This window comes from Listeria farberi (assembly GCF_014229295.1).
GTDB lineage: Bacteria > Bacillota > Bacilli > Lactobacillales > Listeriaceae > Listeria > Listeria farberi.
Map to the genome: position 1 here is coordinate 85967 of NZ_JAARZL010000001.1, position 15226 is coordinate 101192.

Here is a 15226-nt window from a genome sequence, read left to right on the forward strand (position 1 = left end):
GAGAAAGAGACGAGATTTTTTGTCCCAATCTCTATTTAAGTGGCTATTAATTAGCAGCGATGTTTTCTTCTTCGGCTTCTTTTTCTAAAGCGACAAGATTTTTCTCATACACTTTTAGGAATGGGTAGTACATTAGGCCGTTTAAGAAAATCAGGATGAATACGAGAACGATGGCTCGCCAGTCCATGGTGGATAGAAATGCTCCAATTGGTGCGGGCATTTGCCAAGAGAAGACGGCGAACGTTTTTCCAACAATCCCGAAATACATACAAAGATACGTGATGCCCCCGTTGAATACGGATGTGAAAATGAACGGGAAGAAGAAAATCGGATTTAGCATTAGTGGTGTTCCGAAAATTAGCGGCTCAGAAATTCCGAATATGGAAGGTAAGAAGCCGACTTTCCCGACGGTGCTTAGTTGTTTGGACTTGGATCGCATCATTAAAAAGGCAAGTGCGAGAACGGAACCAGAACCACCGATGATAACGAAATATGTCCAGAATGGTGTCGTGAAAATATTCGTCAAATCTTGTCCAGCCATTTTTTCAGCGGCGTTGATAGAAAGGTTTCCGTCACGAATTGGGCCTAGAATTCCGGCAAGTGCGGCATCGTGCACACCGAAGAACCAGAATAAGTGAACTAGGAAAATACTTAGAATCGTGAATGGTAAGCTATCGGCTGCTTTGAAGCTCGGCGCCATTTTTTCATATAAGAATTGGATGGCAGTTGTGTCTAGTAGGTTGAAAATGATAAAGATAATCGAGAAAAAGGTCATTAAAATAATACCAGGAACTAAGGCTGCGAATGTCTCCGATAGTGAAGCTGGGACGCTATCGGGCATGGTTATTCGACCGACATTTTTCTTGCGCATCCAGTGATAACCTTCTACGGTAATGATGGCGACGAAAATCGAAAGTAATATTCCTCGTCCATCAAGGAAACTAATGTCGACTTCTTTTCCGTCCCAACCCATTTTGATTGGATTAAGTACGAGCATAAAGAAACCAGCGATAGAAAACATAAGTGGGCGTAAGAAATCTTCATGATAGTGTTTGCATAAATAATACGTGATACCGACGCAAATATATAATGACATGGCGCCAAGTGTGATTCCGCTAATCCAGTTTAAGATTAAATCATATTTTTCAGCAAAGTTAGCCCAAGCAAGCAGGAACCCATTTTTCGTATCATCTGTTACTGGAGCCGCTTTCAAAATAATCGGAATGGAACCAAACAATGTAATTGGCAGCATGGACATAAAGGCATCTCTGGTTGCTTTCAAATGGCGTTGCTGGCTAAGTTTGTTAGCCAGCGGGGAAATATATTGATCCATTTTTTCGCTAATGGTATTAAATCGCATGTTTTTATCCTCCTATTAATTTCTGGATGTCTTCGTAAACCCCTTTGCCATCCATGATGCCGTATTTTACTGGTGAAATGGCATGGACTGGGACGCTGACGGCCTGTTTTATTTGTGGCATAAGAAAACGGATTTGAGGACCGATAAGAACGAGGTCGACACCCTCCAAATAATCGGTATACTCGGATTCACTACAAGCAGTGACGTTTAATGTATTGCCAGAAGCGGCTTCGATTTTTTTCGCAAGCATTCCTGTGGACATACCAGCATTGCAAACTAACATGATATTTTTCATTTTTCTGCTCCTTTTTTTAAAATTCTCTTCGTTTGATGAGTTTTCCCTGACTTTCAATCATTTCTTTGAACCAGTAGTAGGAAGCTTTTGGTTTTCTGATTTGGTTGTTTTCGAAATCAATTGCCACAAGTCCGTAACGCTTTTCGACACCATTTTTCCAAGAGTAAAGGTCGAACGGGGACCAAGCGTAGTAGCCACGAACGTCACAACCAGCATCAATTGCGTTGAAAATGGCGTTAATATGGTCGTTCATAAAGGCGATACGGTAGGCATCATCTACTTGTGGCACAGAAACGTCTTCGCGAACACCAATGCCGTTTTCTGTCACATAAAGTGGTAATTGATAGCGTTCGTATGCCTCAATTAAGCCATCTTGTAAGCCTTTTGGATAAATTTCTGTGTCCCATTCGGTTGTTTCGTTGGCGGGATCTTTCACTTGTTCGAACCAGTTTTTGATAAGAACTTTACTTTCGCCTTTTTTACCGCTGTGGTTAAATTGTAGCTGGGTTTCGCCGCCAGTGTATGGTTTAACGAGCGTGCGAGAATAGTAATTTAAGCCGATGAAGTCAACGGTATTTTGTTTAATAGTTTGTAGTTCGTCTGTTTTCATAAAGCTGATATCGTGCGATTTTGCTAGCTCGGCAATGAGATCGACCGGGAATTCGCCAAATGCGGCTGTGTCGAGAATCCAGTTGTTGCAATAGTTATCAGCGTAGCGCATTGCAATTTTCGTTTCGATACTTTCATCGACACCGTTCACCGGCGTGTAGCTGTGAACAATGCCGATTTGCCCAGGATAGCTGCCTTCTTTAAAAGCTTTTACTCCTAAAGCACTCGCGTACATCACATTATAAGCCGCAATCATTGTTTTTTGCGTATCTTGATAACCGGGTGGGTAGTTGCCGATTTTATATCCGTTAGCAACAAACCATTTTGGCTCGTTAAACGTAGTCCAATTCGTGATTTTATCTCCAAAGTGGTCATAACAAACTTTGGCATAATGCTCGAATGCGGCGCAAACATCGTGGTCCAACCAGCCACCAGTTTCTTCCCAATATTGCGGCAAATCCCAATGATAAAGTGTCACAAACGGCTCAATGTCATATTTTTTACACGTATCTAGCAAGTTTTGGTAAAATTCGATCCCTTTTAAGTTGATGTCACCTTGCCTATTTTTAATCATTCGCGGCCAAGATAAAGAAAAACGATAGGAATTTTGTCCGCCTTCTTTCATCATCCGAATGTCTTCCTCGTAGCGGTGGTAGTGATCGCTCGCCACATCGCCATTCTCAAGACCCGCTTCGTGCAAGTAGTAGTCCCACATCGATTCTGCCTTGCCATCCACATTCCAAGCACCTTCACATTGATAAGAGGCCGTTGCACCTCCCCATAAAAAGTTATTATTCATTAGATAAACTCCATTTCCATTGATAAATTTCTCCCAGTTCCCGAATCATTTCCACAGCAATATCCGTAGAAGACAAGTGACCCTCCGCATGAACAAGCAGTAAATCCACCTCTCTCATTCGGTTCTCGGAAGATAGTTTTCGTAAAAGTTCCGCGTGCGCTCGGTGCGCCAGTTTAATCTCATCTTTCGCTTCAGTAATTTTCTGCGTGAAAGCGTCGATGTTTTGCTGTTTTACTTCTTTCAGTGCCTCAAAAGCACAACTTTTCGCATTCCCGGCGTGTAAGATGATCGCCATGGAATCCAGTTCTGTTGTTAGTTCGTTGCTATCTGTCACGTAAAGACCTCCTTTTGATTTGTCTTTACTATAGCTGGAAATGGAAGGGAGGTGAAATTATTATTTTCCACTTTGGAAGTGGAAATTGGTTTAGGCGGATAATATAAATAAAGTGGCTCTTATAGGTATAAAGATGGTAAAATATAATTATGCAAATTGAAAATAAAAATTAGAAAAATATTTTATATAAACTAGATATTAATGTAGTGGGGGATAAATAATGATTACATCAGAAGAAATTAAACGTAGACTGTGGGACGGAGCAAATGAACTCCGTGGTTCCATGGATGCGAGTCGTTATAAAGATTACATGCTAGGACTAATGTTTTACAAATTTCTAAGTGATAAGACATTAGAAAAATATAAATCAATGGCGGATAAAGGACAGTTATCTGAAGCGGAACTAGTAGAAGAATATGCCAAAGATAGAGCGTATCATGGCGAAAATTTAGATAAAATGATTCAAAGTGTTTTAGGCTATTTTGTGCTACCAGAACATCTATATCAAACATGGTTAAAAGATATTGCTATCGGTGAATTTGAGGTCCAAAAAGTAATTGATAGCTTGAATAATTTTGAGCGAACAATTGCTGTATCAGGCGATTCTGATGATTTCCAAGGTTTATTTTCAAGTTCTACCATTGACTTAACAGATACTGCATTAGGTAGCAACTTAAATGAACGTAGTAAAAATATCAAAGCTTTAATTGAGTTGTTCCAAGATTTAAACATGGTTGCTTTGCAAAAAAGTGATGTTCTCGGGGATGCTTATGAGTATTTGATTGGTCAATTTGCTATGGAATCTGGAAAAAAAGCTGGGGAATTCTATACGCCTAGACAGGTAAGTGAAGTTATGGCACAAATTGCGGCTAAAACTTCTAATATTACTTCCATTTATGATCCAACAGTTGGCTCTGGCTCATTATTACTAACGGTGAAAAAACATTTAAAAGAAGATGTCCAAAGAGATTTAAACTATTATGGACAAGAAAAAAACACTGCTACATATAACTTAACGCGAATGAATCTATTACTTCATGATGTACGCCCTGAGAAAATGAGCGTTAAAAATGGTGACACGTTATCAGAAGACTGGCCTGAAGATCCAAGTCGTCCGGCTGAGGGAGTGTTATTTGATGCAGTTGTAATGAATCCGCCCTATTCACTAGCAAACTGGAATAAATCTAATTTAAAAGTAAGTGATCCTCGTTTTGAAATAGCAGGTGTATTACCACCAGATTCAAAGGGAGACTTTGCTTTTCTTTTGCATGGTTTATATCATTTAGGTCAAACTGGAACGATGGCAATTGTGTTGCCTCATGGGGTGTTATTCCGCGGCGGAACTGAAGGCGAAATTCGCAAACGACTATTGAACAAAAACTATATTGATACAATTATTGGGCTACCCGGGAATTTATTTACAAATACAGGAATTCCGGTATGTGTTTTGATTTTGAAAAAGAATCGGGCAATTAGTGATCCTGTTCTTGTTATTGATGCTTCACGGAATTTTATTAAAGTAGGCAAACAAAATGAACTACAAGAAAAAGATATTGCGAGAATTGTAGATACTTATGTGGAACGAGCTGAAAAGGCTGGGTATAGTCATTTGGCTAGTAGAGAAGAAATTGCGGAAAACGATTATAATATGAATATTCCAAGATATGTGGAGTCGATTGATGAAGAAATTCCTCATGATGTAGATGCTCATCTATATGGCGGCATTCCGCAAGCAAACATCGACGAACTAAAAATATTACAGACAACGGTAAAAAATGTGTTGGATAATGTGTTTAAGCCGATTCGTGACGGATATGTTCAATTGGAAAAACCTATGGATGAACTAACAAATGAAGTACTAACTGATAAAAATATTACTACTAAATCAGATATTATCCGAGAAAAATCGGAAGCTTTTATTGAACTATATTGGAAGAAATTACATGAAATTAATAATATTGTAGATGTAAATCCATTGATGGAAGAAATGCTCGTTAATATTAAAGAATTACTTTCCTCTTTCGACGGAATAGATGTGTATGATGGCTATCAAGTTATTGCGGAAGTCTGGAAAAATAGTTTAATACATGATGCTGAGCTAATAGCAGGTGATGGTTTCTATACAATTGGTCGGACACGTGAACCAAATATGGTGACTAAAGGTACCGGAAATAAGAAGCGCGAAGAACAAGATGGCTGGGTTGGAGCAATCGTTCCTAATGAATTAATTGCAAAACGTCTGTATAGTGAAGAACTTCAAATTATTGAGGATAAAAAAGCTCGTCTGACTGCTGTCGAAGCAGAACTTAGTGAACTAGTAGAAGCAGCTAAAATGGAAGATAGTGAAGAGAATATCGCGCTATTTGAATCATTAAAGAAAAATGCAGAAGGTGAACCCCAAGATTCATTTGAAAGTAAGACAGTGAAAGCAGAACGGAAGAGAGTAACAAAAGAAAGCTCTTCTTATGAGTTGTTGAAAAAAGCAGATGGCTTAATAACTGAAAAGTCTTCGCTAGGTAAAGAAATTAAAGCTAAAGAGAATGAACTCAAAGAAGCTGTATATGAGCGGATTCTTGTTTTAACCGATGAAGAAATTGATGGGTTAGTATTCGAGAAATGGTTTGGCACAACGGTGGATGATTTAGTGAAGCTTATTGAATTACCACTTAGGAAGGAACTAGATGTTCTAAGGCAATTGCATGAACGCTATGCAGAAACACTGGATGATATTGATGAAGATAGTAAAAAGCTAGATAAAGAATTAGAAAAATTGATGAGTGAACTGGTGGTGAGGTAGATGTCACATATTAACAAGAAAGTTCCCAAAAGAAGATTTGAGGAATTTAATAATACTGATGATTGGGAACAGCGTAAGTTGGGAGATAATGCAGTTATAAAAGGACGCTTAGGTTGGAAAAGTTTAAAACAAGAAGAATATAGACAAGATGGACCTAGTATGATTGCTGGTAAGCATATAAAAAAAGGAGAAATTGATTGGAGAAAAGTTGACCATATTCCAATATGGAGGTATGAAGAATCTCCTGAGATTAAGTTGGAAAATGGAGATGTAATATTCTCAAAAGATGGCTCTTTAGGAAATCCTGCTCTAATTACAAATTTGAGGGAAATGGCAACAATAAATTCTACTATGATGTTAGTAAGAACAGATAATACCATTGATTCTGAATTTTTTTATCAAATTATGACAAGTGATATATTTAAAAAGTTGGTGTATATTAAAGTATCCGGATCTAGTATTCCACATTTATTTCAATCAGACATGAAAAAATTTCAATTCCATTCTCCAACTGTAGAAGAACAACAGAAAATAGGTATTTTCCTCAAGCAACTAGACAACACTATCGCTCTTCATCAACGTAAGCTAGAAAAAATAAAAGCATTAAAAACTGCCTATCTCTCAGAAATGTTTCCAGCAGAAGGAGAAACCAAACCAAAACGCCGATTTGCAGGATTTACTGATGGGTGGGAGAAACTGGAGTTGGACGATGTAGCGCCGCTTAGAGGTGGATATGCTTTTCAAAGCGAGGATTATCAATCTAGTGGAATTCCGATTATTAGAATTTCTAATATCTTATCAAATGGAAGTATAGGTGGGGATTATATTTTTAGTAAAGAGCAAGATAAAGATAGTAAGTATGTTTTACCTAAGGGAGCAATAATATTAGCTATGTCAGGGGCAACTACTGGTAAAACTGCAATTGTTAATAGCAATCTTTATAAAAAGATATACCAGAATCAGCGAGTTGGATACTTTGTGAATCTAAATATAGTAGATTATTTTTTTGTTAAAGTTATTGTTGAATCTAATAGTTTCTATCATCAGTTAGGAACTGTATTAATAGCAGGAGCACAGCCTAATATTTCATCAAAAGAAGTTGGAGCTTTTGAATTTTATTTTCCAACAAAAATGGAAGAGCAAAAAAAAATCAGTTCCTTCTTCAAACAACTCGACAAAACCATCACTCTTCACCAACGCAAACTACAAAAACTACAAAACATCAAAAAAGCATACTTAAACGAAATGTTCATTTAGAACGGGGGATGAATCATGGGGAATACAATAAAAAAAGCGTCCGAAAAAGCTTTTCAAGATAATTTTGTGAAAGAACTCCAAAATTATCAATGGGATGCACCAGATTTTTTAGATGGAAACAAACAAAAAGTAACCGTGAATGATTTAATTAACCACTGGCGAGAAGAACTCAACCGACTTAACGCAGATCAGCTAGAAGGAGTTTCTCTAACAGACGGTGAATTTAGCCAAGTAATGACAAAAGTAAGGAAGATAAATAATAGTTACGAGGCGGCAAAACTCTTAGCGATTGAAGATGGTAAAGGGAAAATTGATGGAATTTATCGAGATGATAATCCGAAAGTTACAAGTAAACAAATAACCCTAACTATCTTCAAAAAAGCAGAGGTTCGTGGTGGAGAATCTAGTTATAAAATTGCGCGTGAAGTGGAAGCGCCAATGACAGATGAAAAAGGCAAGACAAGTAGATTTGATATTGTTTTACTCATTAATGGTTTGCCTTTAATTAATGTAGAACAGAAACGTGCCGATAAACCCTTAGATGAAGCTTTTGAACAATTTAAACGTTATTATCGTAACGGAGAATATACAAATAATTTTATGGCGTTTTCTCAGATGATGGTAATGACAACGGAGATTGAAACGCGCTATTTTGCTACTCCAAAATCAATAAAAGATTTTAATCAGAGTTTTGTTTTTCATTGGTCAGATAAAAATAATAAACCGATGAATAACTGGAAGCAAATTGTTGCTAATTTTCTTATGATTCCTATGGCGCACCAAATGGTCGGGGATTATTTGATTATTGATGAAGCAAAAGAAGAAGAAAATAAACGACACATGCTTATGCGGCCGTACCAAGTGTATGCGCTTCAAGCAGTTGAGGGCGCGGCATTTGGCTGGGATCAAGAAGATAAAATCCCACATGGCGGGTTTGTTTGGCATACCACGGGTTCTGGAAAAACGATTACTAGTTTTAAAACAGCGCTATTTCTGTCCACTCGCGCTGGTTTTGATAAAGTAGTCTTTTTAGTTGATAGACGCGAGCTAGATAGTAGGACAAGCGCTAATTTTAAAGCTTATGCAGCTTTTGAGTCTGTTTCAGTAGATGATACGAAACACACCTATCATTTGAAAAAAGAACTTAAGTCCTCTAAAGCTGGTATTATCGTGACTACAACGTTTAAGTTAAATAGCTTAATAAAGGAATTAGAAGAGACACATGATTCTAGTTTAGCTGATAAGAAAATCGTATTTATTATCGATGAAGCTCACCGGACAACCATGGGACAGATGATGGGGGATATAAAAAAACACTTTAAGAAAAAAGGCTTATTCTATGGCTTTACAGGGACACCACTTTTTGACGAAAATGAAGTTAGAGGGAAAGTTAATCATAAAAGTGAAGTAATTAACACGACGGAAAAATTATTTGGAAGAGAATTACATAAATATACGATTGATGAAGCGATTGCTGATGGAAATGTATTAGGATTCAACGTCGATTATATTAATACGGGTGAGTTTGAAAATTACGATGCTTTACGAGATAAACTTATTAAGCGATTACTCTTAGAAAAACCAGAATTAGGTGTCAAAGAAACTACTAAATTAGTATATAGATATTCGGAATTAGAAGTAGAAAGAATAGCAGCAAATAAAGGTCTGCTAGTTTATAACGATGATACGCATATCCCCAGGGTTGTTGAAGAAATACTTGCTAATTGGGATATGCAATCACAAGAGAAGACATTTAATGCAATACTCACAGTTGCATATAAAAAACGAGTGATTGACTATTATAATGAACTCAAAAAGCAACTACAATCAAGCGGGCAAAAATTAAATATAGCGATGACCTTCAGTTTTGGTAATGAAAATGATCCTGAGAATGTAGCTCCAGAAATTATCAAGGGAATGTTTAGCGATTATGCTGCTTTTACAGCTATTGAGTTTGTAGCAGGTGATAAAAAACATGGGGAAACGGCTTATTTTGAAGATATTGTAGAACGAGCAACTCGCGGCGGTAGTGGACGAAACGAGAAAAATATTGATTTAATCATTGTCGCAGATCAGTTGTTAACTGGTTATGATTCTAAATATCTTAATACATTGTATGTAGACCGTTATTTAAAACTTCAAGGTTTAATTCAAGCTTATTCACGTACCAATAGAGTACTTGATAAAAGAAAAGAGTTTGGAAGTATTGTCAATTTCCAATACCCTAGAATGACAGAGGACGATGTAAATAATGCTTTGAAATTATACGGAAGTGGCGGGAAAAGTAGTTTAGCCATTGTGGATTTATATGATACGGCTGTTAAAAAGTTGAGGATAAAAATCGATGAAATGGTTCTCACATTACCAAATCCAACTGCGTGGGCAAGCCTTGAGAATGATGACTTGGAGCGAATAGAGTTTATCAAAGCGTTTAAGGATGCCGCAGTTCAGTGGAGAACTGTAGAGCAATATTATGAGTATGCTTGGAATGAAGAGACATTTGGTATGGATGAACACACATGGTTACTCTATGTTGGTGCTTATAATAACTTACTGAATAAAGAGCAAATCGTATATGAAGAATCTATTAGTACTCCGCTTCCTGGAAAAACGAAATTATCTCGTAACCAAAGGATTGACGCAGCGCATATTTTAAGTTTAATCGATTCGAAAGTTGATTCAAGTGGAGCAATGCAGTTTGCTGATAAAGAAACATTACGCCTTATTTATGAAGATATTCAGGAGCTGAGTAATAGAGGGGAACACATTCAGGCAATGCTATTAAAAGATTTTGTCGAACAAGAGCTAGTGCCAGGTAAAATAACTAGTAATATCACTTTTGATGATGCTTTCGAAGCTTGGAAAAAAGAACAAGAGCAGGTGGTTATCCAAGCTTTTGCTAAAGAATGGGGAATTGTAGATCAAGATGATATATTAGCTAAATCTGTTAGTGCTTATTCTGAAATGCAACCAGATGTTATCCCTTATTTTGAGGATGTAATAGGCAGCGTAGAATATGAAATTGCAGAAAATAAGGCTGCTGGAAACCAATTAGAGCATAAGATGAAGTTACGGGAAAAAATGCCTGAATGGATTGCGGAGACAAGGCAGAGGTATAATTGATTTGAATTGTAGTTACAACAATAATAGAGAAAGCGGGACCTCATATGAATAAAGACTGGACAAAATTAAAACAATCAGCGAACGGGCTACCTACATTTGATTCCATCATTCCATATATTTTGGAAGTGATAAAAAATGATGAAGAGGCAACAATTCATACTATTAGAAATAGAGTATATAAACATTTAAATATGCCAGAAGATATTAAATTGGTCACTTATCCAGAAACAAATGATTTTATCCTTGCTAATCGCTTTAGTTTTGCGTTAAGCGAACTATATAAAGCAGGGGCATTATGTCGTCCCAAAAGAGGAATATACCAAATAACCACATCTGGCAAACAATTATTAAAAATAAACGGAGATAAACTCACTAAAAAAATGTTAGAAGAAGAGCCAGATTATATTAATTACATCAAAGAATTAGCTATCCGAAACCAGCGCAAAGGAATTTCGACAAGTGTTAGTGAAGATATTGAAAAAGAAAATCCTAAAAAAGAAGTTGGCAGCATTATTGATAATATGAATAATGAAGTTTCTATTGAATTATTAGATAAAATTCGAAATAGTGATCCATATTTTTTCGAGCAACTTGTTGTTGATTTACTTAGCAGAATGGGATATAGCGGAGAAGGTGGAAGTGCCAAAGTAACTAGTCGATCCAATGACGGGGGGATTGATGGTATTATTAATCAGGACCCACTTGGCACGAGTACAGTATATCTCCAAGCTAAAAGATACAAAGAAGATAATAAAATAAATCAATCGGATATACAATCATTTTATGGTGCATTAGCAAGTGTGCGAGCTGATAGAGGAGTTTTTATTACGACCTCTAGTTATACAAGTGGAGCAAAAGAATTTGCTGTTAATCAAGGGATTGTGTTAATTGACGGGATTCAATTAACAGAATTGATGCTGAAGTACAAAGTCGGAGTAGAAGCTGAAAATCAGTATACGATATTCCGGATTGATAATGATTATTTTGAGTTGAATAATATATAAAAAGAAATTTTCGTGAGATGAAGACATAGCATAAGGCGGGGGCAGTTATGAAAACAAAACAACTAAAAGCCATGGAAATTATTGAATTTTGGCGATTAATAGAATTTTTGAACCAAAAAGCGTTTCCAATACAAAACACGGAAGATAGAAAAGTACAGTTATCAAAAATGGAAGAGATAAATCAAAACAAGCTGACTATTTTTGAGGAAGTAACAGATCAACAAACCATTAAAGAGAAGATTAAAGATAATGAAAAACTTAATGAACAATTACCAATTACTAGTAGTGATTTTCATATTGTAGTTGGTCGGATGCAAAGGAAAATTATTATTGATACACTTTATCAAAATTTCAAAGATAGAGAAACAGTTGAAAATAATATGGAAAACATCGCTATGGTGGCTTTAAAAGTAAATTCAGAGGGACAATATATTAAGGAGTCACTTCGAGTATCTCCACTACTATGGGGAATGACGGTGTGTTGTCAGTATCCTAATAAGCTTAAGACAAAACTTAAATTAGAAGAATATTATAAAACGATGGCTATTATTGAAGCACACTTTTTTTCTGTAAATGAAGCAGAAAATAAGATTACTGTAAAATTGTTAAAAAGACTTTTTAATTATATAGTGAAGCTTTTGGTTGATGATTATGTTTCCATAGAGCAAAAAAATGGGGTTACCTATTATAACAATTTAATTTATACTCGGTTTAAAAATCAGAAAGAATTTGATAAATATAATGATACTTTAGAAGATCATAGTGAATTGATGATAAGCTTTTTTCAAAGTGATTTTGAGCTCGTGTTAAATAAATTAAAGACAACAAACAATCAAGATGATTTCGTTGATTATGTAACAGCACTTCATGATGATAGAAATCGAAATGAACTAGAAAATAATCGTAAGGATATTAGACAAAATGATGATTTATTAACAAGCATGTTGGATCCTTTAAATAGTCCTAAAGGGAAATGGCCGTCCAAGCATTCACCTGTTTTAATGCAACAACTAGCTATTAATGCATATTTGCAACAGGAAGGAAAGATTTTTTCTGTAAATGGACCGCCGGGAACAGGAAAGACAACCTTACTTAAAGAACTGATTGCGCACAATGTGGTAGAAAGAGCAGCGATATTAGCTGAATATAAAAATGCGGACGACGCATTTAATACAATCTCATTTAAGGATGGGAGTAAGAAGTATAGAGGATATGATAATGAATTTAACCATTTCTATGAACTGAAAAATGATAAAATAAATGATTTTAATTTATTAGTTGTATCATCTAATAATGCAGCAGTTGAAAATATCACAAAAGAATTACCAGACTATACAAGTTTGATGGATGGTATCGATTCAAAGGAAACCTCAGAAATAAAGGAATTGTTCAATCAACGAAAACAAGAGGTAGAATTATCTTTTCGTGTGAGAATATGTGATAAATATAACAAAATGAAAAAAGAAAGTGTAAAAAGAAAAGACATCTATTTTACTTTACTTGCTCATTTATTAAAACATAATAATGATAATTTAGAAAATAAGGAAACTCTGAGTGAATGGGGATTAATTTCCGCCCCATTAGGAAAACGAGCTAATTTATCCAATTATTTTTATCAAGTAATAATGCCAATAATTAATTATAAAACTAGTAGCAAAAAAGATAATCAGGCAGAATTTGAAAAAGTTAAAAACAAATTCAAAAAACAATATCAAAAAGTCCAAGATATGCAACAAGCTTTACATGAAATTAGTAAATTTAAGAATAGAAAGAATTTAAATACAAAGCCATTAAGTCATAAAGAAAAATCTGTTTTTGAGGATATTAAAAAGTACCTAGAGAATATAGATTATCTCAAGAAAAAGGTAATGGTTGTTGATTATGAATTGAGACAGCTTTTACCAACGTTAAAAAATGATTATTTTCAGTTTGAAAGAGAAAAAAGCAAATTAGTTTTCTTAAAGAAGGACACAAGTATTTTGCAAGAGAAGATTCTTGAGACTACAAAAGAGATAGCAAATTTAGAAGTTGGCAAAAAGTTTCATGAAAAAGTATTCAATCGATTTTTGAAAACGCAACGCTTAGTAGGAATAAGACAATTAGAACAGGATCTTCTAAAGTTACGAGAGCATGAAAAATCAGCTATTATAACTGAACGAAAACAAGGCGGAATTATCGCTTATCAAAAAGAGACTTTGTTAGAACAAGAGCAATACAAAGTTAACCTAGAGAATAAATCTCAAAAATATCATAGTGATATTGGTTTATATGAAAAACAGATTCAAATAAAACAAAGTGAGTTAACAAAACTCCAAGCTGAATCTGAGTTCAAGAGGGAAAAAGTGATAGCTGATTTAGAGAAAAGTGGGATGGTAATACTTAATGATGCATTTCTTTCCCGATTTCATGGGAAAAATACAATTATAGAATTGGAAGCGCAACTTGCAAATCCTTGGATAACAAAAGAGTATGATCGAGAAAGAGAAAAACTATTCTATTTAGCTTTACAAGTGAATAAATATTTTATTTTAACTTCAGAAAAAGTGAAATCAAACCTTGTTAATCTAGGCTACTTGTGGAATTTTAAGAAGAATAGTGATAAGGAATTTTGTTATTTTTCCGAGCGAGATAGAAAGAATTGTTTTAAAGAGTTGTTAAATACAATTTTTCTAGTAACGCCAGTTATTTCAACAACATTTGCTTCTGTTAGCAGGTTTTTAGCCGATGTAGAGGAACCGGAAAGTTTAGGGCAATTAATTATTGATGAAGCTGGACAGGCTACTCCCCAAATGGCTGTTGGTGCACTTTGGCGATTTAAAAAAGCTATTGTTGTGGGTGACCCTAAGCAAGTGGAACCGGTAGTAACTGAAGATGTTAAACTTTTATTAGAGCTATTTGCAAAGGAAGAATTTTCTTGGTATAAGAGCAGGGTGATTTCTGTACAGACTTTTGCTGACAGTGTGAATTATATTGGAAGTTTTCTTTCTTCTAATGATCGAACCGAAAAGCAATGGGTGGGTTGTCCATTAATTATTCACCGTCGCTGTTTAAATCCAATGTTTTCTATTTCAAATGAATTGGCTTATAACAATACAATGCTTTTTCAAACAGCTGAGCCTAAAGAAGCAATTGAAAAAAATTTAGTTGAACCAAACTCATTGTGGATTTCAATTGACGGAAATGAAATAGGTAATAAAAACCATCATGTACCAGAACAAGTAAAAAAGGCTGTAACAGTAGTCGAAAGAGCATTTGAAAAGCAGGAAGGTCAGGCTGATATGTATATTATTTCTCCTTTTACATCAGTAATAAGAGGATTTGTACAAGAAGCTAAAAAATCATCTATACTAAAAAGATATGCTAAGGCAACTTTTGAGTCATGGCTCAATACTCATTGTGGAACAGTGCATAAATTCCAAGGAAAAGAGGCTGGAGAAGTAATCTTTTTACTAGGATGTGATGCTAATGCAATGGGTGCGGTTAATTGGGTGAACGAAAATATTGTAAATGTTGCTGTAACAAGAGCTAAATATCGATTATATGTTATTGGAGATGCTAATGTCTGGAAGAAGAATCCTTCTTTGCTTGTGTTGCAAAATAGGTTAGAGATAATATCTAGTAATTAGAGCAAATAATCGCATAGGTCTT

Annotated in this window: 9 protein-coding genes; 5 read left to right on the forward strand and 4 right to left on the reverse strand. The window is 35.4% G+C overall.

Annotated features, from left to right (window positions below; translation table 11 throughout):
• Window positions 1-46: 46 nt before the first annotated feature.
• Genes HCB38_RS00405 through HCB38_RS00420 form a run of 4 tightly spaced genes read right to left on the reverse strand, consistent with a single transcriptional unit; the run spans window position 47 to window position 3397 of the window.
• Window positions 47-1360: a PTS sugar transporter subunit IIC gene (locus tag HCB38_RS00405; RefSeq protein ID WP_185637176.1), complete on the reverse strand. Its 1314-nt coding sequence runs from the start codon at window positions 1358-1360 to the stop codon at window positions 47-49.
• Window positions 1361-1364: 4 nt separating this feature from the next.
• Complete coding sequence (locus tag HCB38_RS00410; RefSeq protein ID WP_185620373.1) at window positions 1365-1655, reverse strand: PTS sugar transporter subunit IIB; 291 nt, start codon at window positions 1653-1655, stop codon at window positions 1365-1367.
• 16 nt (window positions 1656-1671) lie between these two features.
• Window positions 1672-3063: a glycoside hydrolase family 1 protein gene (locus tag HCB38_RS00415; RefSeq protein ID WP_185637178.1), complete on the reverse strand. Its 1392-nt coding sequence runs from the start codon at window positions 3061-3063 to the stop codon at window positions 1672-1674.
• A complete protein-coding gene (locus tag HCB38_RS00420) occupies window positions 3056-3397 on the reverse strand; it encodes a PTS sugar transporter subunit IIA (protein WP_077396822.1) in 342 nt (113 codons plus the stop codon). The genes HCB38_RS00415 and HCB38_RS00420 overlap by 8 nt, the downstream gene beginning before the upstream one ends.
• A 220-nt stretch (window positions 3398-3617) precedes the next feature.
• On the opposite strand from HCB38_RS00420, the gene HCB38_RS00425 reads away from it, so the two are divergent.
• The 5 genes from HCB38_RS00425 to HCB38_RS00445 are packed head-to-tail and all read left to right on the forward strand — an operon-like array spanning window position 3618 to window position 15204.
• On the forward strand, window positions 3618-6194 hold the full coding sequence (locus tag HCB38_RS00425; protein ID WP_185637180.1) for a type I restriction-modification system subunit M: 2577 nt from the start codon (window positions 3618-3620) through the stop codon (window positions 6192-6194).
• Window positions 6195-7451 (forward strand): restriction endonuclease subunit S, encoded by a 1257-nt coding sequence (locus HCB38_RS00430; RefSeq protein ID WP_185637182.1) that lies wholly within the window; start codon window positions 6195-6197, stop codon window positions 7449-7451.
• A gap of 15 nt (window positions 7452-7466) precedes the next feature.
• On the forward strand, window positions 7467-10574 hold the full coding sequence (locus HCB38_RS00435; protein ID WP_185637184.1) for a type I restriction endonuclease subunit R: 3108 nt from the start codon (window positions 7467-7469) through the stop codon (window positions 10572-10574).
• A gap of 44 nt (window positions 10575-10618) precedes the next feature.
• Window positions 10619-11578, forward strand: coding sequence for a restriction endonuclease (locus HCB38_RS00440; protein ID WP_185637186.1), 960 nt, complete (start codon window positions 10619-10621; stop codon window positions 11576-11578).
• 47 nt (window positions 11579-11625) lie between these two features.
• On the forward strand, window positions 11626-15204 hold the full coding sequence (locus HCB38_RS00445; protein ID WP_185637188.1) for a DEAD/DEAH box helicase: 3579 nt from the start codon (window positions 11626-11628) through the stop codon (window positions 15202-15204).
• The last annotated feature ends 22 nt before the right edge of the window (window positions 15205-15226 follow it).